Raw genomic sequence first — 23,514 nt, forward strand, 5'->3', positions numbered from 1 at the left:
TTGATCACTTTTTAAGGGGGAACGAGAATGATTCCATACAAACATGAACCATTCACAGACTTTACAAACAAAGAGAACGCCGCAGCCATCCAAGCGGCAATCGAGAAAGTGAACGGTGAGCTCGGGAAAGACTATCCGCTCGTAATCGGTGGGGAAAAAGTTACGACGGAAAGCAAAATCACGTCTTACAACCCAGCTAACAAAGAAGAAGTCATCGGACACGTCTCGAAAGCGAACCAAGAGCTCGCGGAGCGTGCGATGCAAGAAGCGCTCACTGCGTTCGACTCATGGCGTCACGTCGACCCGGCCGTCCGTGCCGACGTCTTGTTCAAAGCGGCGAACATCGTCCGCAAGCGCAAGCACGAGTTCTCGGCCTACCTCGTCAAAGAGGCAGGCAAGCCGTGGAACGAAGCAGACGCGGATACAGCGGAAGCGATCGACTTCATGGAGTACTACGCACGTCAAATGCTCGAACTCAAACCAGGTAAAAAAGTCGAGAGCCGTCCGGGCGAATACAACCGCTATGACTACATCCCACTCGGGGTCGGGATCGTCATCAGCCCTTGGAACTTCCCGTTCGCGATCATGGCAGGGACGGCCGTCGCGGCCATCGTCGCCGGTAACACGATCCTCTTGAAACCAGCTTCGACGACACCGATCGTCGCTGCGAAATTCGTCGAGGTCATGGAAGAAGCAGGCTTGCCGAAAGGTGTCCTCAACTTCATCCCGGGACCAGGCGCTGAAGTCGGTGACTACCTCGTCGACCATCCGAAGACACGCTTCATCAGCTTCACAGGTTCACGTGACGTGGGCTTGCGCATCAACGAGCGCGCCTCGAAATTGAACGACGGCCAAATCTGGCTCAAACGTGTCATCGCTGAGATGGGCGGAAAAGACACGATCGTCGTCGACGAATCAGCGGACCTCGAACTCGCGGCCCAATCGATCGTCAAATCGGCATTCGGTTTCTCAGGTCAAAAATGTTCGGCTTGTTCACGTGCCGTCATCGTCGACAGCGTGTATGACACGGTGCTCGATCGCGTCGTCGAATTGACTAACGAACTCTCGGTCGGCAACACGGAGCAGAACGAACACTTCATGGGACCGGTCATCGATGCGGCCGCGTTCAAGAAGATCACGTCATACTTCGACGTCGCCAAAGAAGAAGGCAAGATCGTCGCCGGCGGAAAAGCTGACGACTCGACAGGCTACTTCGTCGAGCCGACGGTCGTCGCCGACGTCGCACCGAAAGCACGTCTCATGCAAGAAGAGATCTTTGGACCGATCGTCGCCTTCACGAAAGCGAAAGATTTCAAAGAAGCGATCGACATCGCCAACAACACGGAATACGGCTTGACGGGTGCCGTCCTCACGCGTGACCGCTCGAACCAAGAGTACGCGCGTCAGAACTTCCACGTCGGGAACTTGTATTTCAACCGTGGCTGTACAGGCGCCATCGTCGGCTATCAGCCGTTCGGCGGGTTCAACATGTCAGGCACAGACTCAAAAGCAGGCGGACCGGATTATATCCAACTCCACATGCAAGCAAAAACGACGTCTGAGACGTTTTAATCCATCAGCCCGGCTCATTTGAGCCGGGCTGTTCACCACATAAAGGAGCGCCGACGCAACCGTCAGCGCTCCTTTTGTCATGCCCTCACCCGAGCGCTACATCTAAAATCATCATGATCGTGAAGCCGAGCATCAATGCCATCGATGCCATATCTTTATGCCCGTTCTCTTGCGACCCAGGGATGACCTCTTCGACGACGACGAAAATCATCGCCCCGGCGGCAAAGCTGAGCGCGAACGGCAACAGCGGCTCCATTACGAGCACGGCCCAGACACCGACCAAGGCAGCCGCCGGTTCGACCATGCCCGATAACTGACCGTAGAAAAAACTTCGGCGCCGGGAGAGGCCGTCTCGTCTGAGCGGGAGCGACACGGCGGCACCTTCCGGAAAGTTTTGAATGCCGATGCCGATGGCCAAGGCGATGGCACCCGTCAGCGAAGCGGACGGGAAATCGGCCGCGACCGCCCCGAAGGCGACGCCGACGGCCAGTCCTTCCGGGATGTTGTGCAGCGTGATCGCCAAGACGAGCAACGTGCTCCGCTTTCGTTTTTGCGGGCGGATACCTTCCGCGTCCTCAATCGGAGATGTGGGATGCACGTGCGGGATCAGTTTGTCGACGACCGCCAAAAACAGACCGCCCGCTAAAAAGCCGACGGTCGCCGGCAACCAAGCCGGCATCGCGTCTTGCTCCGCCATCTCGATGGCTGGCGCAAGGAGTGACCAAAAACTAGCGGCGATCATGACCCCGCCGGCAAACCCGAGCATACTGTCCATCAACCGCGCGTTGATCGACTTCGTCATAAAGACGATGGCCGCCCCGAGCGCGGTCATCCCCCACGTGAACATCGTCCCGAGCAGTGCCTGCATGGCCGGGCTCAGTTGAGCCACCCATTCCCACATCACCGTCGCCCCCTTTTCACCTTATTCTTTTCCCGGGACACACGCGTTGCTAACGACAAAAAAAGAGGAGAGCCGGTTCGCTCTCCTCCATCCTATTAAAACGAGCGCATCAAGTTCGCCATCTCGATGGCCGCCGTTGCCGCTTCCCAGCCTTTGTTCCCGGCTTTCGTGCCGGCGCGCTCGATGGCCTGCTCGATCGTCTCGGTCGTCAAGACGCCGAAGATGACCGGTACTTCTGACTGATAACTCGCTTGGGCGACACCTTTTGCCGCTTCGCTGCAGACGTAATCGAAGTGCGGCGTCGCGCCGCGGATGACCGCCCCGAGCGTGATGACGGCATCATACTTCTTGCTCATCGCCATCTTTTTGGCGACGAGCGGGAGTTCGAACGCGCCCGGGACGAACGCGATCTCGACGTCGTCTTGTTCGACGCCGTGGCGCTTGAGCGCGTCTTTCGCGCCGTCCAGTAAGCGCATCGTGATGAGATCATTGAACCGTCCGACGACGATTCCGACTTTCAAGCCTTTTCCAACTAAGTTTCCTTCAAATGTATGCATCATGATTCTTCTCCTCCAAAGTGGTTCATTTTTTGTTGTTTCGTCATTCGGTACTTCTCGTTCGCCGCATGGGCGCCGACGATAATCGGGACACGTTCGATGACCGTGATCCCGCACGCTTCCAAGGCGTCGACTTTTTCCGGGTTGTTCGTCATGAGCCGGACTTTCGTGATCCCGAGGTCACGAAGCATCGCCGCGCTGACCCGGTAATCGCGTAAATCGGCGTGCAGACCGAGCGCGACGTTCGCCTCGACCGTATCAAGCCCTTGTTCTTGTAGTTCATACGCCTTCAACTTGTTGAGCAGACCGATGCCCCGCCCTTCTTGTCTCATATACAAGATGACACCACCTTCGGCTTCGACTTTCTCCATCGCTGTATCGAGTTGTGGCCCGCAGTCGCAACGATATGAGCCGAACACGTCGCCGGTCAGACACTCGGAATGGATACGGACGAGCGGTGCGTGTTCGAGCTCACCTTTTAGGAGTGCGACGTGTTCTTCCCGGTCGAGGACGTTCCGATACCCGATCAATCGGAAGTCCCCTTTCACCGAGGGGAGCGAGACGTCCGCCTCTCGACTGACGAGGTCCGTCTCCATATAGCGGACGAGCGCCTCGATCGTGATGAACTTTAAACCATGCGCTTCCGCGACGCGTTCAAGGTCCGGCACCCGGGCCATCTCGCCGTCCGGGCGGATGATTTCACAGATGACGGCGACCGGTTCACTTCCGGCGAGGCGCGCCAAGTCGACCGACGCTTCTGTATGTCCGCGTCGTACCGAGACGCCTCCTTTTTTGGCGATGAGCGGGAAAATATGTCCCGGACGTTGGAAATCAGCCGGACGGGCGTTGATGTTCGCGAGTTCGCGAACCGTATGGGCCCGTTCGCTCGCCGAGATGCCCGTCGTCGAATCGACGTGATCGACGCTGACCGTGAACGCCGTCCCGTGTGGATCGGTGCTGTTTGCGACCATTGGCTGCAAATCGAGTCGAACGGCCACTTCTTCGGCCAGGGAGGCGCAGACGAGCCCTTTCCCTTCCGTGATGAGGAAGTTCATCGTCTCTGCGGTCATTTTATCCGCGAGCACGACGAAGTCTCCTTCGTTCTCACGGTCCTCATCGTCGACGACGATAATCGGTCGTCCCATCTTCAAATCTTCGACTGCTTCTTCAATCGTGTGGAACATTACCATCCCGCCTTTCCATACCCTTGCGACGCCAGAGATTCAAGCGTCATCGGTTTTTGACTTGCGAGTTTTTCCATATATTTAGCCAACATGTCACATTCCAAATTGACCGCGTCTCCTGCCTGTTTCATCCCGAGTACCGTCTCACTGTACGTATGCGGGATGAGCGACAACGTGAACCCGCGTTCGGTGACATCAAATACCGTCAAGCTCGTCCCGTCGACCGAAATCGAACCTTTTGGGACGATATAGCGGAGGAGCGACGGCTCACAGCTGATGTCGACATAGACGGCGTTCGCGAGCGCCCGTTTTTTCACGATGCGCCCGACCCCGTCGACGTGACCCGAGACGAAATGGCCGCCGAAGCGTCCGTTCGCGGGCATGGCCCGCTCCAAGTTGACGTTCGTGCCGGGGCGGACCCTGTCGAGACTCGACGCTTTGAGCGTCTCCGGCATGACATCGACCGAGAAACTGTCACGGTCGAACGTCGTCACCGTGAGACAGATGCCGTTGACGGAGATGCTGTCACCGAGCTTCACGTCCTCGAGGACGACCTTCCCGCTCAGCGTGAGCCGAAGTGACGGACCGTTCCGTTTCACTGCCTTGACACTGCCAATCTCTTCAACGATTCCCGTGAACATCGGACTCCTCCTTTCGCATGATCAGTTTGATGTCGGTGCCGACCGTCTCGACCGATTGAACCTCATACCGTTCGACCGCATCGAGCGGCCCATCATGATGCGAACGGTAAAAACCGCCCTTGCCGCCGAATACGCGTGGCGACTGGTACATGACCCACTCGTCGACGAACTGTCCGTCCAAGAGTGAAGTGACGAGTGTCGCTCCCGCTTCGACGAGCAGGCGGCCGATGCCGCGTGCGTAGACGTCTTGCAGGACAGCTTCGAGCGATGTGTAGTCGGCGATTTCGACGCCATTCGCTGTCAGCGCGTCACGTTTTGTTTGGTCGTCCGAAGTCGTGTACAGAAGCACCGGTACGTCGGTCGCCGTCCGGACGAGCTGACTCGAGAGCGGCGTACGCAACTCACGGTCGAGCACGATTCGGAGCGGTTGTGTCGTCTCACGGTCGAGCCGGACGGTGAGTGCCGGATCGTCGGCGAGGACGGTGCCGACGCCGGTCAAGATCGCGTCGACCGTCGCCCGCAATTCATGGACGTCCCGTCTCGCTGCTGTCCCGGTCACCCACTTGCTGTCACCAGTATCGAGGGCGACTTTGCCGTCGAGGCTCGTCGCCGTCTTCAAGATGACATAAGGCCGCTTCGTCTCGAGTGAACGCAAGAACGCCGTATTGAGCGCCCGCGCCTCACGCTCGAGTAGCCCGACCTCGACGTCAATCCCGGCCGCTTTCAACCGGGCGATGCCGCGCCCTGCGACGAGCGGATTCGGGTCTTCCATCGCGATGACGGCACGCTTGATCCCGGACTCGACGAGCAGATCGGCACACGGCGGCGTCTTGCCATGATGCGAGCAAGGTTCTAGCGTGACGTAAATCGTCGCACCGTACGCGGCAGCGCCGGCCATGCGGATGGCGTGCACCTCGGCGTGCGCTTCCCCTGCCTTCAAGTGAGCGCCGAACCCGACGACCCGGCCGTCCTTGACGACGACGGCGCCGACACGCGGGTTGATGCCGGTCGATGAGGCGAACTTGGCCAATTGGATGGCTTGTTGCATGTACTGATTCATAATCTCCCTCCTTGTTTCGCACAAACAAAAAGACCTCAAGGAATGATCCTCAAGGTCTCGGTGGGAGGTGTCGGTCGTCATTTGGGCAAGCCAAATAAGCGTTTTCTTTACAGAAAAACGTACGACGAACTACAGGTCGCGTGGACCTGTTCTGTTTCCTTCTCCCATCCAGACTATACTGTCGGCTCTAGAATCGCACTAGATCCACCGTTCGCACACGTGCGCCCGGGTCACGGACTTGAGGCTCGCGCCTATCACCGCCGGTTGGGACTTTCACCCGACCCCGAAGGAATATTTGTTTGTACGCTTCCACTTTAGCGCAAAAATAAATCGATGGCAAAACGAAATGCGCAAAAAGGCGCCGCTCGTTTGAGCAGCGCCTTCAGAATCATGCCAAGAATAGGACGACGAGGAGACCGACGATCCAGCAATAGAACGAGAAATATTTGAGTTCGCCTTTTGCCATGATGTGTTGGAACCATTTGAGCGAGATGGCCGTGAGCGCATACGAGGCGATGAACGCCAAGATGAGCGGTCCGAACAGTTCACGCGTTTCCGGATTCGTGAACAGCGCCGGTCCATCTAAAATCATCGTCCCGAGACTGACCGGGATGAATAAGAAGAACGAGAAGCGGAGGGCCGACTCTTGCTTGATGCCGAGGAGCATCGCCATGACGATTGTGGCGCCGGAGCGGCTGATCCCTGGAATGAGTGCGACCGCTTGAGCAAGTCCAATCAAAATCGCGTCGCGGAGCGTGATGCCGCCGTCGCCTTTGTTCCCGCGCATGTTGCGGATGAACCAGAGCGCAAGCCCGGTCAAGATGAGCGTGTAACCGACCGTGGCGACTCCACCGAGCGTCTCCCCGATCCAATCACCGAACAAGACACCGAGCAAACCAGCCGGGACGGTCGCGACGAGCAAGAGCCCGATGAACTTAACATCAATCATCGTCTCGTCGCTGCGATCTTTCTTAAATAAGAACGTCCACAGACTGACGACGAGACGGACGACGTCTTTCCGATAAATCGTCAAGACGGCGAGCAGCGAGGCAAAGTTCACGAATATCTCGAACGAGAGTCCCGGCAGTTCGATATCGAACAGCTCTTGGAAGATGACCAAGTGACCGCTTGACGAAATCGGGATCGGCTCCGTGAAGCCTTGAATCAAACCGAGCAGTAAGTAGAACAACCATATTGTCATATCGTAATATCCTCTTTTCTTTTTTACATCAATTCCATTATTTTAGCAGACCGTCTGTTTCACTGACCAGCCTTTCAAAAAAAATTCGTTATTTTCAAAACTTTCATTGATTAGTCTGAAAATTAAATTTATTATAGAAGAGTACTCAACTGGTGCAACGGTGATGACCCCATTGGCCAGTTGGGTACTTTTTCGTACAGAATATGACATTTACGCCATCATAAAACTTTTTGTTTACAATTGAACCCATTTAATATTAAATTTGTAATAGAACTGTTACCATTTTTTCAAAGTGTAACCAGGGCTTTAGACCTATCGGTTCATAAAATCGGTTTAAAAAAACTTGAAGAATGCACTTATAAATTGTAAAAACTGGCCGATAGTATGATTGTAGAAGCAACTTCGTCATCTTTGTCGGTTCAGATATGAGTCCATGGAAGGAGGAACCATCATTGAGTCAAACGCTATCCACTAAATCCCACCACTTGTCCACCGAGCAGCAGAGGATGATTCACTGTATCCGTCTACTCGGCGACTTGCTGAAGGAACGTCCACGTCGCTCTGTGTATCGTCGCTTCGCGATGGAACAAAGCTGGCCATCTCCCGAGTCGATTATCCGACAGTTCGGGTCATGGGCCGAGGCGCTCGCCATCGCCGGCTACGAATGGCATGGAGAGGCGACCGTCGACCTCCCAGATAAAATGCCGAAGTACACGCGCGAAGATATCATCGAGACGCTCGCCCTCTACTCGCGCGACATGGGATCGATCATCACACTCAAAAAATATCAGGAATGGCGCAAGCTTCATCCGAAAGCACCGAGCCATTACCATATCGTCAAGACGTTCGGCTCGTGGCATGACGCCTGTGCCGAGGCCGGACTTGAAGCGAGTGTGACCTATTCCAAATCCGAGCTCTCGAACGCACTCCGTGAAGCGATTCACGAGATGGGCTTCTCTCTTTCCTTCGAGGCGTATCGCGAATGGGCAAAACGGAACAACAAACCATCCACGAAAGCCATCCTTCATCGTTACGGCTCGTGGTCGGCTGCGATTCACGCGGTCGAGTCAGAAATCTTCAATCAGAAATTATAATCTTTCATTCATAAGGAGGACGCCGGGTATCCGGTGTCCTCCTTTATTTTGTAGGTGTACCGTTGTCGCTCGTCCTTTCGGCGCCCACGCTTTCTGCAGGCAATCCCGGAGCCGCATCGCTTACGCTGCTGGGTCTCCGTCGGATTGCTGTCCTGCAAGAGTCGGGGCGCCGAGGGACGAGCGAATCGAATTCGATTTAATATTCGTTCAACGGCGCCTAGGCCGGTGCCCGAACTCCTAGGGGAGAGCGATGTAAGGATGACCCCGTAAAGCGCGGCACGCGCTGCGGAGGCATCCGCATCGCCCCAGGAACGGAGGGCATCGGCCCAAGCATCGTTCATGTTGATCAGACAAAAAAGGAGAACACCGATGAGCCTGTGTTCTCCTTCATCATTGAATCCGTTCCGTCGACGTGTCGCGGTAATGGGCGACCCGGTCCCGTCCATTGAATTTCGCACCGACGTACATGGCCCGGTCGGCGTGGCGGAGCAATGTATCGAGATCCTCGTACTCGTGGATCGTCTCGATGCCGATGCTCGCCGTCACCTGGACGCGAATCCCTTCCGAGCCGAACGGATGGTTGCGGAGCGCTTGGCGAATCTTCTCCCCCGTCACGATGGCAGCAGCCTCATCCATGCGTGGGAAGACGAAAACGAACTCTTCGCCGCCGTAACGCGTGACGAGATCCCCGCTTCGGATGAGACGCGTGAACAACGTCCCAGCCTCGATCAACACCTCATCGCCGAACGCGTGACCGTACGTGTCGTTGATCGCCTTGAAATGATCGAGGTCGACCAAGAACACCGACAACGGATACGATGCGACATCGTTCAACCGCTCTTTCGTCCACCGCTTGAGCGCCCGCTGGTTCGGGAGTCCCGTCATCGGATCGGTCAAACTTTCATGTTGGAGACGGTTCCGTTCGTCGATCCGTTCGAGCGACCAGGACAGTGTCTTCAACAGGCGATGGAGCTCGACGGCAATCGCCCCGTCGTAAGCCCCGTTCGCCGTCGTCGAGATCATACAGCTGACCGCGTTCGTCGTGCTCGACACCGGTTGGATGACGAGTGCCGAATGATGGAGCTCGGTTTGATGTGCCTGCAGGTCGGGATGCCACTCATGAAGCGAATCATACACAAAGTATGGTTCTTCCGCGTCGCGGTGCCGTTCGAGTGTGTAGGCGTCGGCGACGGGGGTGGACGTACGGCCGCTGATATCATAAAACGTCCGGTGCCCGTCCCGATTGACTTGGAGCCAGCCGCGCTCGAGCTCGACGACTTCCCGGAGCCCGTTCCAAAACTTCTCGATGAGCAGTTGCTCGTTGTCGACGCGGTACAGTTGCTCTTTCAACCGTTCGACTTGATCGATCTTCGACTGCGTCTCTTCGGTCTCCGTCGCTTTCGATAATCCCATCTTGAGGAGCGACAGGATGAGGAACGTCGCCATCAGCCCCGTGTATCCGAACAGTTGGAACGCCTCGATGGCGACCATCGTGAACAACAGCTCGAGCGAGATGACGAGCCAGTCAAAACGGAGCAAACGCCACATGATCGGGAGCGGGATCCGTTCCCCAATTAAGAACCGCGATAGCAGGAAACTGAAGCCGAGGACGAGGAACAAGACGGCAAAGAAGCCAATCAGCGCCGTACCTTGTTCGAGCAGATGAACGTTCGGTCCAATCTGTCCGCCGAGCCGCAAATAGACGAGCCCCGGCAAGACGAGGAGCATCGCCTCGATCAACGTATTGAGCGGATAGAAATGCAAAAAACGCCGACGTCCGACTTTGTTCGTGAACGTCCGGGCCTGAAACGTGAGTAAGAGGAGCTGTCCCATCAACAAGGCCGGCAACAGGCCGTACAAGAAGAACGTCATGAAGACGAACATCTCATGGAACGTAAAGTGAAGGTGCCGCCGCTTGAGCGGGTTCATGACGAACAGGGCGCCGAGCGTGAAGATGAACCAAAATAACGACCAATCAAACGTATCGATGCCGAGCCACATGTAGGCGAGGATTCCCATGAAGACGAGCGACCACGAGAACCAGCTTCTGATGAGGTACTTCCGAAATCGCATCGTCTCCCCCCTTTTCTTTATCATTCCTACATAGTATGAAGGGTTTTGGCGGAAGATTCCAGCCGTTGTTTGAAAGTTGTGACAATAAAAAAAGATCGCGACTCGCGTCACGATCCTGTCATCACTTTGCTTTTAAGAACGAAAAACCGATTGAGCCTGACCCCGTGTGGGCCCCAAGGAGCGGTGCGAGTGTGTCGACCCGAATTTTGGCTTTGTCGCCGAGTTCACGTTTCCACGACTCGGCCAGTTCTGGCACGTTCCCGTGGAAAATCGAGACGTCCGTGCATTCACCCGAATCGATGACTTGACGGAGCGCTTCGAACAACTGGGCTTGCGCCTTCTTATACGTCCGAACCGTTTGATACGGAACGATAAGACCGTCTTCGAAGCGAAGCACCGGCTTCAATTGCAACATATTCCCGATGAGCGCTTTCGACTTCGAGATCCGGCCGCCTTTTTGCATTTGCGTCAAGTTTTGCAAAATCAATTCGATGTGGACGTCCTCGACTCGTTGTTTCATATACGCTTCGACGTCCTCGAGTGTATCTCCACGCTCGACGCGTTCAATCAACTCTTCGAGCATGAGCCCCATCGTGTAGATGCCGGCACGTGAGTCGATGGCGAGCAGTTTGAACTCGGCAATCTCTGCGCCTTGAACCGATGCCGAATACGTCCCGCTCAAGTCCGACGACAAGTGGACGGCGATGCCCATATCATATTGGTCTTTGATGCTCTCATACAAAGTGACGAAGTCGCCGATGGCCGGTTGGCTTGTCGAGACGCGTTCACCTGCGTCGATCCATTCGTACACAGTCTTGGCATCGACCTCGACCCCGTCTTTATACGGCTGGTCGCCTTTGACGACGTAGAGCGGAACGATATGGATGTCCGGGTGGTGTTGAATCGAATCAGGAAGGACGACCGTGCTGTCCGTAATATAAGCAATTTTCATAGTAGGATTCTCCTTCAATCAAGATTAGTACCTGGTAATATTATTTTATCACAGGTGAAGCGGTTTCACTATTTTTTCAAAATTGAAATCCTATGAAGTTTCACATATTCCCGTCCGCGATGTGCTCGAAACGGGTAAAAGATAACATCGGACAAAGGAGGAATCGGTATGATTCACATTCAGCACGTCAATAAAATCTATAAGACCGGGGATGTCGAGACCGCGGCGTTGAAAGACATCGATTTGACAATCAATGACGGGGCCTTCGTCGTCATCCTCGGCCCGAGCGGGAGCGGCAAGAGTACGTTGTTGAACGTCATCAGCGGCCTCGACACGGTGACGTCCGGGACGATCACGTTCGGTGACACCGTCTTGACGGACTTATCGTCCGAGCAGATGACAGCGTTTCGACGCGACCATCTCGGCTTCATCTTTCAACAATATAATCTACTCCAAAACTTGACCGTCTACGAGAACGTTCAAATCGGGGCCGATTTATCGACCGACCCGCTCCCAATCGAAGAGTTGTTAGATCAAGTCGGGTTAGCGGCTGCCCGTGACAAATACCCGTACCAATTGTCGGGCGGCGAGCAACAACGCGTCTCGGTCGCCCGGAGTCTCGCCAAAAATCCGTCCATCATCTTCTGCGACGAACCGACGGGCTCGCTCGATGAGGACAATTCAAAACGGGTGCTCGAACTGCTCGAGCGCTTGAACGAGACGTACAACAAGACGGTCGTCGTCATCACGCACAACACGGGCATCAGTGAGATGGCCGATGACGTCATCAAAATGAACTCGGGACGAATCGTGGAGTATACGCACAACCCGGTCCGAAAAGCCGCTCGCGACATCCACTGGGGGTGAGACAGATGCTGTATAAAAACGTATGGAAGACGCTCGCCGGCAAATGGATGCAGCTCCTTGCCATCGCCGTCATCATCGTCATGAGCTCGCTCACGTATACGATGATGTTTTATGGCATCAGCGGCATCGAAGTGCCGACCGAGGAGTATCTCGCCTCATCGAATCAAGAGGATTTTGCCGTCGAGATGCTGAACCGGGTCACGGAAGAAGAGGCGGCCTTGCCTGAGTTGGCGGACTTCATCGCCTCCGGCCGCTACACGCTCTCGGACTTGCAACGTGTCGACGAGGCGGCGTTCGATGACTTGATCGCGGCACGCATCGACGCCGTCGAGGGCGAGATGGACGGCGCGACGCTTGAGCTCCGCGCCTCGAAGCTATTGACCTACCCGTTCGGCTCGAGCGAACACCGCGGACTCGTCTTGAAAGAAGCGGACACGATCAACGTGTCTTATCTCGAGGCTGGCAAGCGGCCTGAGCAAAACGATGAGATCGCCATCAATGCGAAATACGCCGAGAAGAACGGGATTGAAATCGGTGATTCGCTCGACCTCGGTACCCCTTTCACGGTGAGCGGATTCGTCTTGTTCCCGGACTACACGCTCCCGCTGTTTGATGAGAACTTCTTCAATTTGGATCCCGGCACGCAGACACTCCTTTTGATGACGGACGCCGCCTACGACGAGGTGATTGGAACCGAATCGTTCCGCCTTGCCGGTGTCACTGACGGGACGGTCGTGACCGACGTCGAGCTCCCGTTCGTCATCTCGGTCATGGAAACGGAAAACATCATGCGCAGCGGCGCCATCTATAGCGAGATCTCATCTGGTAAAGCGATGGCGCTCGGCTTGAGCCTGTTCATCGTCTCGATTGCCGTCATCATCGTCGCCATCCTGATTTCGAACATGCTCGAGGCCGAGCGCGGACAAATCGGGCTCTTGAAAGCGATTGGCTACAACCGCCGCCAAATCGCGGTCCCGTACCTAGTCTTCATCTTGTTGTTCGCGACGCTCATGCTCGTCATCGGCTATTTCCTCGGGCTCTACTTCGCCGAGCCGCTCAAAAATCTGTATCTCGACTTTTATCTGTTGCCGTCCATCACCATCGCCCAAAGTCCGCTCGTGTTTCTCACGGCCGTCTTCGCCCCGCTCCTGTTCTTCGCGCTCGTGGCGGGAGCCGTCATCTACAAAATCATGGGCGAGAGCGCTCTCGCTTTGCTGTCGCCTCGAGACAACGCCTCACTCAATCGACTGAGCCGCATCGTCAGCCGTCTGCTCCGGAACGCCCGCGGCAAGACGAAATTCAAATATTTATACGCCGTCAAAAGCACAGGCAGCTTCATCATCTTCTTTTTCGGTATCCTGTTCTCGACGCTCCTCATCGTCTTCGCCCTCATGATGAACGGGGCGGTCGACCGGATGACGGTCGGCGAGTTGAACGAGGCCGACTATGAATATGAGGCGTACACGACGACGCAACCCGTGCTCGAAGATGGACAAGAGCCGTTCCTCACCTACCCGTTCGCCTTCGCTCAAGACAACCTTGTCACGTTGAAAGGGCTCGATGCGACGAACACACTCTACCCTCTCGAAGACGAAGACGGGAACGAACTGGTACCGAAAGCGGATGAGATCATCGTCAACGCCTCACTCGCCTTGAAGCTCGGCCTCGAGACCGGGGACACGCTTGACATCGAACTCGACAACGAGACGTTGTCGTACCCGATCGGAGGTATCGCCGACGAATATGCGGGCGATGTCGTCTACCTGCCTCGGGCAACGCTCAGCGAACAATTATCGGGCGGGACGAAACGTGATTTGTTCAACGGGATTTATGCGACCGAACGGCCGGACGAGACGGACTATCCGACGGTCATCTCACGAAGCGGTCTGATTGAGCAGTCCCAATCGATCAATGAGTACATGAACTTGATGATGAACGTCATGATTGGCGGATCGGCCTTGATCGCCTTCAGCATCCTGTTCGTCTTGACCGCACTCACGGTCGAGAAAAATTATTACGTCATCTCGCTCTTGAAAGTGATGGGCTACGACCGGCGCGAGGTCCGCTCGATGATTCTCAATAGCTACTTCATCTACGCGCTCATCTCGGCCCTGCTCAGCATCCCGATCGCCCTCGTCATCTTGCGGGTCATCATCGTCGTGTTCGCGGAAGATTATGGACTCGTCTTGCCGCTCGAGTTCGAGTGGATTTATCTGCTTTACACACTCGGTGCGGTGACGCTCCTCTTCTTTGCAAGCACGTTCATCAGCCGTCGCAAGATCGATCAGATTCCGCTCCAAGAAGTATTGAAGACGTATCAAGAATAATTTTTCGCCAAATAGGGCATAATAAGAGAAGAGACCAGGCCTCTCCCTGTGAGGGGCCTGACTATTTGAAGAAGAGGATGATTCTTATGAACCGTACACAAGTATTGCTCGCCATCCCAGGAAACTGGTCATCGGCCGAGGCAGTCAGCGAACAAATTAGTTTACATAGCGAAGGCTACACGATGGCTGGCCTACTGCTGTTAGAAGATGAGACCGGAAAAGCGTTCACGGTCGAAGTCGTCGAGCGCGACCCGGCTCTCGCCGAAGCGATGATTCATGCCAGCTCGGGCGGTTTCACGCCGAAAATCGCGAAAGGGCTTACCCGCCACACGCACATCGTCTATTTGATCGTCGACGTCAATGACGTGACGGACATCGCGGCGGCCCGCCGTGCGGCCAATGCGATCTTGAACGCCGGCGGACTCGGCGTCATGGTCGAGACGGCTGGGGTCGCCTACTCGAAAGACGAATGGCAAGAGTCGAAAGAAGAAGACCTCGCTCTCGATTACTCGCTTCTCACAGCCATCACGGAAGAAGAAGACGCCTACGTCTCGTGGGGCATGAAAGCGTTCGGTCACGCCGACGTCGCCGTACCGGCCACGCTCGAAATTGAAGACGCGATTCACGTCGTCCATTCGTTCAACTTCCACCTCATTTCGGGTGGATCGATGTTCGGGGACGGGGACAGCTTCACGTTCGAGGACGGCAAAACGTTTACGGTCGAGATGGGTGAAGACGAGCGGACGTCCATCGACAACTTGCTCCATAACCCGTTCGGCTTGATTTACCTCGTGCCACAGACAACTGAAGGTTGAACATGGCGATCGATTCGGACTCCCGTCCAAATCGATCTTTTTTTGATTAATCGATTATAATTAATCTATACAAATAATAGATTAGAGGTGAATCATATGAAAGAGTCGCCTACGGTTGAGTTCAAGCGAGAACTTACAGACGCTGTCGTTCACGAAGTGATTGCGTTCGCCAACACGCAAGGTGGTGTTCTTTATATCGGTATAGAAGATGATGGTACCGTCCTCGGTGTCCCTAACGCACATCAACAACTCGAAGCAGTATCAAACAAGCTACATGACAACATTCAACCAGCTATTCTAGTCCATTTATATTTAGAAGTGGTTGAGCTCGACAAAAAAGAGGTCATAAAGATAGCTGTGGCCCGCGGAACGAGACGCCCTTATCATTTGAAGAGAAAAGGCATGAAATCATCGGGTGTTTTCATTCGGTACGGTACGTCTGTCACAAATGCCTCTGAAGAAAACATCCGCCAAATGATTATCGAATCAGATGGGACGAACTTTGAAACGATGCGTAGTTTGAAACAGGAACTGACTTTCGAGGAAGCTTCTCACTTTTTTGCTCAAACGAACATCAAATTTGGTGTCGAGCAACAACGTACACTTGGCCTGATGACAGATGATGGTTATTACACAAATTTAGGGCTCCTTCTTTCTGACCAATGCGAACACTCAATCAAATGCGCCCGCTATTTAGGGAACGACAAGCTTGAATTTCAAGATCGTAAAGAATTTAGTGGCTCCATTCTCGCGCAAGTCGAATCCGTCTATGAATACCTTAGTCTGAACAATGCCACGTCAGCACGCTTCGTCGGTCTAAAACGGCTCGAGACCGAAAGTTATCCTAGTCCTGCTTTGCGAGAAGCTCTTGTAAATGCCGTTACACATCGCGATTATAGTTTTAGCGGTAGCATCTTGATTCATTTATTCCAAAACCGAATCGAAATCGTCTCGGTCGGCGGACTCGTGAAGGGCTTAACGATCGAGGATATCAATTTAGGTATTTCTCAGAGCCGTAATCCAAAACTAGCCAATGTATTGTATCGTCTGAAATGGATTGAAAGTTATGGTACCGGGTTACAACGAATCAAAGAAAGCTACAAAGAAAGTCTCGAACGACCATTCTGGACTACGAGTCCGAACGCCTTTGTCGTGACGTTGCCTAAACAACAGCTAACGACACCAGACTCTGACGAAAACGAACTCGAACAATGGCTTAGTCAACAGTCCGAATTTACGACAAGAGAACTCGAAGCCTATTTGAATAAAAGCAAAGGGACTGTCCGAAAACTGATCGAACAGTTGATAGCCGAACGAAAAGTGACCCGTGTCGGAAACGGTCGAACGACGCGCTACCGTACGTTAAACTAAACAAGAGCTCACAGACTTTCGTCTGTGGGCTCTTGTTTTGGTTGCGCCGGCATATCGAGCGGCAAGAAATAATGTGCGCGCCCTTCCCACCCGAGTTGATCACTCAACAGGTCGAACGACGTCCGGAAGAAGGCTTGGATGTCATCTGCCCGACTCACGTTCTCAATCGACAAAAAACATTCGCTCATCTTGGCGTCGTAGTAGGCGTCCACAGGTTGAAGCCGCTCCGAGCCGAGGTCGGTGTATTGAAACGGATACGGCAAGATGAAGAACGTCGGCACGTCGACGGACTCGTCACCGAGCCAAAAGCCGAACTCAATCATGTGCTCGTCGAACGCCGCCTTCTCGATCACCTTGTCCTCGGGGAACGGCTCGAATTTTCCGTAGACGATGAGCGATGACACGTCGAACGTTCCCCAAAACAAGGCCGGCTTCACTTTCCGGCATCGGAGCGGGGCGAGAAACGCCGCTTGTTCCCGCGCCGCGTACTGGAACAGGCGCACCCCTTTCAGGGCCGTCGATGTGTCATAGGCGAGCGGGGTCTCATCGCGGTCGAGCCACCAGATGTCGCGCATCTCTTGCGATTTCGGGTTAATGGTGACGGTGATGCCGGATGCATGGAGTGCGTCGACCATCGCCTCATAATAGGACTTGATCGGCTTCCCGTCCGTCAGCGGAATCACGGTCGTAGCGGTTTCGACCTGCACCGTGATGACCGAGGCTGCGACGTCGATGTCAATCTCGAACAGCGTCCACCCGCTCCAGAGAGGTCCTGTCGAAAATCCATTCACGGTGAGCGGTAACATGACGTGGGCCCACTGCGGTTCTTGCGGGGCGAGGCCGAGTTTGATTTTCCCAAGAATTTGCGACACGAGATGGAGCGTGAGCTTCGTGTCCGCCCATTCGGAGTGGCGTATGATTTCCATCAGCGTTTCCTCATTTCTTCATTCGAACAAGTGACGCAGCTACTCTCCTGATTCCCCTTCCTCGACGCAAACAACCAAAAAAAATCCACAGACGAGTGTCTGTGGATTTAACCGCGCATCTCTTGGAGACGCTCGAGTTGATGGGTCAGCTCGCCGATTGGGACGAACCGGGCCCGGCGGAGCGTCTCTCTGCCGTCGAGGAAAAACAGGACGACCGGGACGGTGAAAATTGAGTAGGCTCCGGCAATCTCCGGCACCTGATCCGAATCGATGGCGACCGCCTCGATATCGGGGAACTCCGTCAACATCTCCTCGACTTGCGGTTTGAGTGAGTGGCAGACGCTACAGGTCGGATGCGAGACGTAGACGAGCAATTGGTCTGTGCTCGCGATCCGGTCGTGTAGTGCCGAAAGTGTGGTGACAGCTTCCATCGAACTCCCTCCTTTTTTGATTACGCGTCGAGCCAAAGCACCCCGACCGTCTCAAAGCCGGCGTGAACCGCGATCGATGGGCAGAAGCGCGTCTTGACGACTTCAATGTCTGGCAATTTCGCCTGGATGAGCGCGACGAGATTGTCTTGCATTTCCGGCGCGAGTGCCGTCTGGACGAAGACACGGTTGTGGTGAATCCCGTTCGCGGCGTGGCGGCGTTCAAGCTCGGTTACCATCTCAGCGTACGCTTTTTTGAGCGACCGTGCTTTTTTGAACGGGATGACTTTTCCGGTCTCATCGAGCGTGATGATCGGTTTGATGTTCAAGATGTTAGCAAGGAACATCTCACCGGACGAGACGCGACCGCCGCGGCGCATCGTTTCCATATTCCCGATAATCATGAAGAAGTTCTTCTTGTCGCGCCACGCTCCGAGCAAGGCAACGATCTCTTCGGCTGATTTGCCTTCGGCCTCGGCGGCGAGCCCGAGTCGGACGAGCTCTTGCTGCGCTTCAAGCGCCGCGTGCGAGTCGACCGTGTATACTTTGAAGCCGGCTGCTTCTGCCGCTGCGCTCGAGTTTTTCACCGTCGAGCTCAACCCGTTCGAACAGTGGACGGCGATGGCACAGTCGTACCCTTCCTCTTTCAAGCGCTCATAGCGCGCGATGAAGTCGCCAAAAATCGGTTGCGACGTCTTCGCCTCTTTCTTTTGGTCGATCATATAGCGGTGCAAGTCTTCGAGTGACAAATCGACTTCGCTATAGCCGCTACCGTCGACGATCAATTGAATCGGAACGATATCGACACCGAGCCGGGCCGCCTCTTCCTTCGAGAAATTGGCCATGCTGTCGGTAATCCATGCGATTTTGGTCATAACAAAAATCCTCCATTGGTCGTTCAATTTTTTCCTAATTCATTATACCTCATTTTTCGGATTCGTTCCTTTTTGACTGATTTGGCCGAAAAAAGACAGCGAGACTCATCGTCGCACTGTCTTCGGCTTCGACTCATCGTGTCGAAATCAACTTCGTATGGGCAAACTCGTCATGCGGCAACTCCGTCTCTTTTCCTGCCTTGATCTGTTGGAGCGCCTTCAAGAGCGGCAGCCCAAGCGTCGCTGGATAGACAACGTCTTTATAAAGCGTCCGCTTCACGACTTGCTCGAGCGAGAGCGGGCGTCCGTCTTGGCTGACGACTTTGATGCCGACGACTTGGTCGCCGATTGTCTGCCCATTTTTGTTGAGCAAGAAATACACTTCTCCGGCGATCGTCACGAGCGTCGGCAAGTAATACCGTTTCACATCTTTTCCAGGAAACAGCTTCTTCCGAATCATCTTCTCGACGAGTTTCGCCGGCGTTTGAAAAATGAATTGATCGATTTGACTGGCAACGGCGCGTTTCCAAATTGGGACTGCCACGTTCATCATCCTCTCGTTTCGGGTCTAGCCTTTTGATTCCTCTTTTGACTTCGCTTGAAACGCAGAAAACGGACAACCCGAGCGGGCGAACAAGTTCGGCGTCACAATTTCGTCATTGTAGTGACGATGGAACACGTGCGTCGCGGCCGGTGACATGGGCGGGATGAGCCATCCCCATTGCCCGGTCACCTCACGACCTGCGTCCTGTTCGTTCTTCTCGAACCGTTTGAACTGCTTCGCCGCCGTATGGTGATCGACAATCGTCACCCCGGCCCGCTCGAACGACTGTAGGACGGCGACGTTCAACTCGACGAGGGCCCGGTCGCGCCAAAGCGTCCGCTCTTTCGATGTATCGAGCCCGAGCGACGTACCGACGAGGGGCAATAAATCATAGCGGTCCGTATCGGCCAAGTTGCGCGCCCCAATCTCGGTTTCCATATACCAGCCGTTGAACGGGACCGACGTGAAGCGCAAGCCGCCGATTTCGAGCTCCATATCGGCGATGGCCGGGACGGCGTGCCATTTGACCGTTCGTCCGTCGAATAAGTCATACGCCTCGTGTCGAATCTCGACTTCGAGCACCGCATCGTCCGGCAGTTCATAGAGCTGGACCTCACGTCCGTCGGTGATGAGAAGCGGCAGGACGTCAAACGCGGTCCCGGCCCCGATCCAGCCGAGCCGTTCGGCTTGCCTCGTGATGGACAGCGAGAGCGGGTCACCAACGATCCCATCTTCCGTCTCATATGCCGCATAGCGGATGAGTTGCGCGTTCAGCAAACGGAACTCGTTCGGGAGCACGGTCATCGTCGAACGGATTTTCCCGTCGTTCGTCGCGTAGCGCAGATGGCCGACGAGCGCCTCAAACACCTCGTCGAACGTCGTCACGCCCCGGGCGTCCCGGACAGTGAGCGTCTGCCAAAACAGCCGGCCGATGCATCGGTTCGAGTTGCGCCAGGCGAGTTTCGCACCTTCCATCAACTCGTCTGTCGTGAGCGTGTACGTCCCGGTCTGCTCCAGCTCGACGGCGATCGCCTCGAGCCGATCTGTATAATCGCCTTCTAGTTGTGAGAAAAAGTGTCGGATTGCCTGCATGTCCATGTTGTCGATCTCCTCTATGTAGTCTGTCCCTCTCATCTTAGAGAAAATCGCTACGGGTTTCTAGTTTTAGCGTACAGAAAAAGCGAGCCGGTGTTGGCTCGCCTTCAGTCTGTCTGATCGATCAAGTCTTTCGCTTTTTGAATCGTGAATCCTCGCGGTTTTTCGCTCTCTAAAGCGGTCAATCGCTTCTCGAGTTCAACCGTCTGTTCATACGACGCCTCATATTGGTAAAGCCCGTTGGCGAGCTCGGTCAGCCGCGTCACTTGAATCGGTAGCGGTGCCATCCCATCATCTAGCAAGATGACGAGGCTCAGGTCACTGTCGACTGGCAGGCGGATCGACGCGTAAAAGGCGATCGTCTTGAAGCCGCGCCGCATGATGACGATCGGTGACGTGCCGACCGCGACGTCTTGGTCGCGCAGGCGTGTGATCGTAATACCGGCGTGGATCAAGCGACTCGAGGACGGGATCGTCTCGACGTATTCCTCGATCGGGGTCAGCGTGCCCGCCTCGAGCGCCTGTTCGAACTCCGACTCTTTGAGCGGACGGCTGAAAATGAATCCTTGGATGACGTGGCAGCCGAACTCGCGGAGGCGGAGCAAGTCGTCCATCATCTCGACGCCTTCGACGACGACGTTCATCCCAAACTCCTCGGCGATGAGGAGCAGGCTCCGAATGATGCCTTGGGCCTTTCGGCTTTGGTTGACGTTATGGACGAACACCCGGTCGATTTTAATCGTCTGAGCGCTATACGCCTGCAAATAGGCAAGCGACGAGTACCCTTTCCCGAAATCGTCGAAGGCGATCGGGATGCCGAGGTCGTTCAATCGTTCGAACGCTTGTGTGATCTGTTGGGCGTCTTCTAATAGCGACGTCTCCGAGATCTCGACCTCGAGATAGCTTGCCGGGATGTGATAACGGGAGAGCGTGTCTTCGAGCACATGTTCGAAATGTTCTTGGTACAAGTATTTGGCCGATACGTTGATCGAGATCGGCACTTTCTTCGGAAGCGTCATCAAATACCGGCACACTTCTTCAATCAACCAGTTCGTCAGTTCGAGGTGCAGGCTGCTCTCCTCGGCGAGCGGGATGAACTCGGCCGGCGAGATCGAGCCCCACGTCGGATGCGTCCACCGCATGAGCGCCTCGGCCCCGACGATTTGCCCCGTCCATGCGTTCACTTTCGGCTGATACATCAAATAAAATTCTTTGTTTTGAAGGGCACCGCGCATATCCCGAAGCAGTTCATACCGCTTCAACGATTCGATGTCCATTTGTGACGAGTACAGTTCCAGTTGGGCCCCGATCTTCTTATCGGCCCGGTTCATGGCGATACAGGCGTGCTTAATCAATTCGCTCGCCTGTGTGCCATCCTCCGGATATCGGCTCACCCCGATCGAGATACGGGCGAACAAGTCGTACACATCGACGCGGAAACGGTGGGTCGAGAGTGTGCCTAGCTTCTTGCCGAGCGCGAGCACTTCCGGGTCTTCCAAGCGCCGTGGCAACACGATGAGCACGTTATCCGCATCGAGATGTCCAAGGAGCGCGTCTTTCGGCAAGAGACGAATCAATTGGTTCACCGTCGCGACACGCCACTCGTCGCCAAGTTCGTAACCGAACGTATGGTTGATCTCCGCGATCCGGTTGAACGACAGCGAGAACAACGTGAACGGATTGCGCTTCCGGGTCAAATGATACACCGATTCGGTGATCGATTCGCGATTCGGCATGTTCGTGATCGGGTCGAGCGAGGCGAGACGCCAAATCTCTTCTTGCTGCTCTTTCAACTGCGTGATGTCTTTGACGAGCGTCCGGAATCCGACGACATGGCCGCCTTCAGAAAAAATGGGTTCCCGATTCTCTTCAATCCATTTGACGTTCCCTTTGGCGAAAATCCGGTACGAGAACGTCGACGGTTTGCCGCTCAGCGTCACTTCCCGCGCCTGCTTGATTTTCGGGACGTCGTCCGGGACGACGACTTTTTGCCAATAGTCCGGATGGGCATTGAATTGATCTTCCGTATAACCAAAGATGAGCGAGAAGCCCGGCGTCAAAAACTTGAATTGCTTCGATTCGAAATAGCGCTCAAAAATGACCGAGTCGACGATTTCACACAACTGCCTCACTTTCGATCGTTCCTTCGTCAGTTCTTCTTCGGCTGTGACCAAGTTCGTCACGTCGAACATCGCCCAGGTGACGGCTTTTCGGTCTTTCGAGACACCGACCTTCACAATCAACTCCAAATACTGTTTCATCTTCGGGTTGAAGGCGCGCAGTTGTGTCTCATACTCGAATTGCGAGTGATCGTGAAGCAACGTCTCGATCGCCGCCGCGAACGCGCCCCGGTCGTCCTCATGAATCAGGTTTCGGAAGTCCTCCCGCTTCATGTCGGCGAGCTGTCGCTTCGTCAAACCGAGCAGGTTCCCAGTCTGCGGGGAATGATAGAACGTCCCGGTCTCGAGGTCGAGCTCAATCAAAATGAGCCCAGGGATTCGCTCGAACAGTGAGCGACTCACTTTCATCCGATTGTAGCGTTCCCGCAACTCCGTCTGCGTCGTCAAATCTTTGACGACCCCGTAAAGACCCGTGATGACCCGTCCCGTATAGAGGGGGGTGTTCGTGATCGACAGATGAATCGAGCGTCCGTCCGCGTTCCGCGCTTGCAGTTCGTAATGCACCGTCTCACCTTGGAGCGACCGCTGATGGAATGCTTGGACCCGTTCACTTTCGGCCTTCGGCAGCCACGAGGCCGGATGGACGAACCGCTCTTCTTCCCCGTTGAACAGAAGCGACAGTTTTTCATTTGAGTCGACGAGTCTCAAGTCACAGTCTAGGACGTAGACGGCGTCCGGATACTGATCGAGCAGCAACGGATCGATATTGATCCGTTCCCCACGTTCCAATTGTTCAACGTTTGATTCCAATGCATGCTTCCATTGTCGGAAGAAGCCCATTTCCACCACTCCCCGGTGTGACGAACGTCACACGAATATCGTATTACCTTGATTATATAAGATGAGGCCAG

The 23,514-nt window shown here is 54.9% G+C and carries 20 protein-coding genes and 1 riboswitch; of the genes, 6 read left to right on the top strand and 14 right to left on the bottom strand.

Annotation, left to right across the window (positions count from 1 at the left end; all coding sequences use genetic code 11):
* The first annotated feature begins 27 nt into the window (after positions 1–27).
* A complete protein-coding gene (gene pruA / locus AC13H5_RS11430) occupies positions 28–1,572 on the top strand; it encodes an L-glutamate gamma-semialdehyde dehydrogenase (RefSeq protein ID WP_034778762.1) in 1,545 nt (514 codons plus the stop codon).
* 85 nt (positions 1,573–1,657) lie between these two features.
* Here pruA and AC13H5_RS11435 read toward each other — a convergent pair whose 3' ends face one another.
* The 6 genes from AC13H5_RS11435 to AC13H5_RS11460 all read right to left on the bottom strand — a co-directional run bounded on the left by AC13H5_RS11435 (position 1,658) and on the right by AC13H5_RS11460 (position 7,116).
* Positions 1,658–2,473 carry a ZIP family metal transporter gene (locus AC13H5_RS11435; RefSeq protein ID WP_214754002.1) on the bottom strand — a complete coding sequence of 272 codons (816 nt, stop codon included), beginning with the start codon at positions 2,471–2,473 and terminating at the stop codon, positions 1,658–1,660.
* Between the two features lie 95 nt (positions 2,474–2,568).
* On the bottom strand, positions 2,569–3,033 hold the full coding sequence (gene ribH, locus AC13H5_RS11440; RefSeq protein ID WP_483545774.1) for a 6,7-dimethyl-8-ribityllumazine synthase: 465 nt from the start codon (positions 3,031–3,033) through the stop codon (positions 2,569–2,571).
* The gene (gene ribB, locus AC13H5_RS11445) at positions 3,030–4,214 is read right to left on the bottom strand and encodes a 3,4-dihydroxy-2-butanone-4-phosphate synthase (protein WP_483545775.1); all 1,185 of its coding nucleotides are present in this window, start codon (positions 4,212–4,214) and stop codon (positions 3,030–3,032) included. Before ribB ends, ribH begins: the two co-directional genes overlap by 4 nt.
* Positions 4,214–4,855, bottom strand: coding sequence for a riboflavin synthase (ribE, locus tag AC13H5_RS11450; protein ID WP_483545776.1), 642 nt, complete (start codon positions 4,853–4,855; stop codon positions 4,214–4,216). Before ribE ends, ribB begins: the two co-directional genes overlap by 1 nt.
* Positions 4,836–5,915: a bifunctional diaminohydroxyphosphoribosylaminopyrimidine deaminase/5-amino-6-(5-phosphoribosylamino)uracil reductase RibD gene (ribD, locus tag AC13H5_RS11455; protein WP_483545777.1), complete on the bottom strand. Its 1,080-nt coding sequence runs from the start codon at positions 5,913–5,915 to the stop codon at positions 4,836–4,838. The genes ribE and ribD overlap by 20 nt, the downstream gene beginning before the upstream one ends.
* Positions 5,916–6,067: 152 nt before the next feature.
* Positions 6,068–6,210: riboswitch (FMN riboswitch) on the bottom strand.
* A gap of 93 nt (positions 6,211–6,303) precedes the next feature.
* Positions 6,304–7,116, bottom strand: a complete 813-nt coding sequence (locus AC13H5_RS11460; RefSeq protein ID WP_034778775.1) for an undecaprenyl-diphosphate phosphatase — start codon at positions 7,114–7,116, stop codon at positions 6,304–6,306.
* Positions 7,117–7,568: 452 nt separating this feature from the next.
* Between AC13H5_RS11460 and AC13H5_RS11465 the strand changes: the two genes are divergently transcribed.
* Positions 7,569–8,210, top strand: a complete 642-nt coding sequence (locus AC13H5_RS11465; RefSeq protein ID WP_233004553.1) for a homing endonuclease associated repeat-containing protein — start codon at positions 7,569–7,571, stop codon at positions 8,208–8,210.
* 390 nt (positions 8,211–8,600) lie between these two features.
* Here AC13H5_RS11465 and AC13H5_RS11470 read toward each other — a convergent pair whose 3' ends face one another.
* Both AC13H5_RS11470 and AC13H5_RS11475 read right to left on the bottom strand, forming a co-directional pair.
* Positions 8,601–10,283: a GGDEF domain-containing protein gene (locus AC13H5_RS11470; protein ID WP_483545778.1), complete on the bottom strand. Its 1,683-nt coding sequence runs from the start codon at positions 10,281–10,283 to the stop codon at positions 8,601–8,603.
* A gap of 121 nt (positions 10,284–10,404) precedes the next feature.
* On the bottom strand, positions 10,405–11,235 hold the full coding sequence (locus AC13H5_RS11475) for a DegV family protein (RefSeq protein WP_214754012.1): 831 nt from the start codon (positions 11,233–11,235) through the stop codon (positions 10,405–10,407).
* Positions 11,236–11,403: 168 nt separating this feature from the next.
* Here AC13H5_RS11475 and AC13H5_RS11480 point away from each other — a divergent pair, with 168 nt between their 5' ends.
* The 4 genes from AC13H5_RS11480 (at position 11,404) to AC13H5_RS11495 (ending at position 16,615) form a co-directional block, all read left to right on the top strand.
* A complete protein-coding gene (locus AC13H5_RS11480; RefSeq protein ID WP_214796898.1) occupies positions 11,404–12,102 on the top strand; it encodes an ABC transporter ATP-binding protein in 699 nt (232 codons plus the stop codon).
* A 5-nt stretch (positions 12,103–12,107) separates the two neighbouring features.
* Positions 12,108–14,429 carry an ABC transporter permease gene (locus AC13H5_RS11485; RefSeq protein ID WP_483545779.1) on the top strand — a complete coding sequence of 774 codons (2,322 nt, stop codon included), beginning with the start codon at positions 12,108–12,110 and terminating at the stop codon, positions 14,427–14,429.
* An 86-nt stretch (positions 14,430–14,515) separates the two neighbouring features.
* Positions 14,516–15,244, top strand: coding sequence for a DUF4261 domain-containing protein (locus AC13H5_RS11490; protein WP_034778786.1), 729 nt, complete (start codon positions 14,516–14,518; stop codon positions 15,242–15,244).
* Positions 15,245–15,340: 96 nt separating this feature from the next.
* Positions 15,341–16,615: an RNA-binding domain-containing protein gene (locus AC13H5_RS11495; RefSeq protein WP_483545780.1), complete on the top strand. Its 1,275-nt coding sequence runs from the start codon at positions 15,341–15,343 to the stop codon at positions 16,613–16,615.
* Positions 16,616–16,623: 8 nt separating this feature from the next.
* On the opposite strand, the gene AC13H5_RS11500 is transcribed toward AC13H5_RS11495, so the two are convergent.
* The 6 genes from AC13H5_RS11500 to AC13H5_RS11525 form a co-directional block, all read right to left on the bottom strand.
* Complete coding sequence (locus AC13H5_RS11500) at positions 16,624–17,541, bottom strand: DUF5996 family protein (protein WP_483545781.1); 918 nt, start codon at positions 17,539–17,541, stop codon at positions 16,624–16,626.
* 107 nt (positions 17,542–17,648) lie between these two features.
* A complete protein-coding gene (locus tag AC13H5_RS11505) occupies positions 17,649–17,972 on the bottom strand; it encodes a thioredoxin family protein (RefSeq protein ID WP_034778789.1) in 324 nt (107 codons plus the stop codon).
* Between the two features lie 20 nt (positions 17,973–17,992).
* Positions 17,993–18,844: a DegV family protein gene (locus AC13H5_RS11510; protein ID WP_034778790.1), complete on the bottom strand. Its 852-nt coding sequence runs from the start codon at positions 18,842–18,844 to the stop codon at positions 17,993–17,995.
* Between the two features lie 133 nt (positions 18,845–18,977).
* Positions 18,978–19,394, bottom strand: coding sequence for an RDD family protein (locus AC13H5_RS11515; protein ID WP_233004560.1), 417 nt, complete (start codon positions 19,392–19,394; stop codon positions 18,978–18,980).
* An 18-nt stretch (positions 19,395–19,412) separates the two neighbouring features.
* Positions 19,413–20,486: a nitric oxide synthase oxygenase gene (locus tag AC13H5_RS11520; RefSeq protein WP_483545782.1), complete on the bottom strand. Its 1,074-nt coding sequence runs from the start codon at positions 20,484–20,486 to the stop codon at positions 19,413–19,415.
* A 104-nt stretch (positions 20,487–20,590) separates the two neighbouring features.
* Positions 20,591–23,413, bottom strand: coding sequence for an EAL domain-containing protein (locus tag AC13H5_RS11525; RefSeq protein ID WP_483545783.1), 2,823 nt, complete (start codon positions 23,411–23,413; stop codon positions 20,591–20,593).
* Positions 23,414–23,514: the final 101 nt, after the last annotated feature.

The sequence above is a fragment of the Exiguobacterium sp. FD-YE-25-4 genome, from assembly GCF_057004685.1.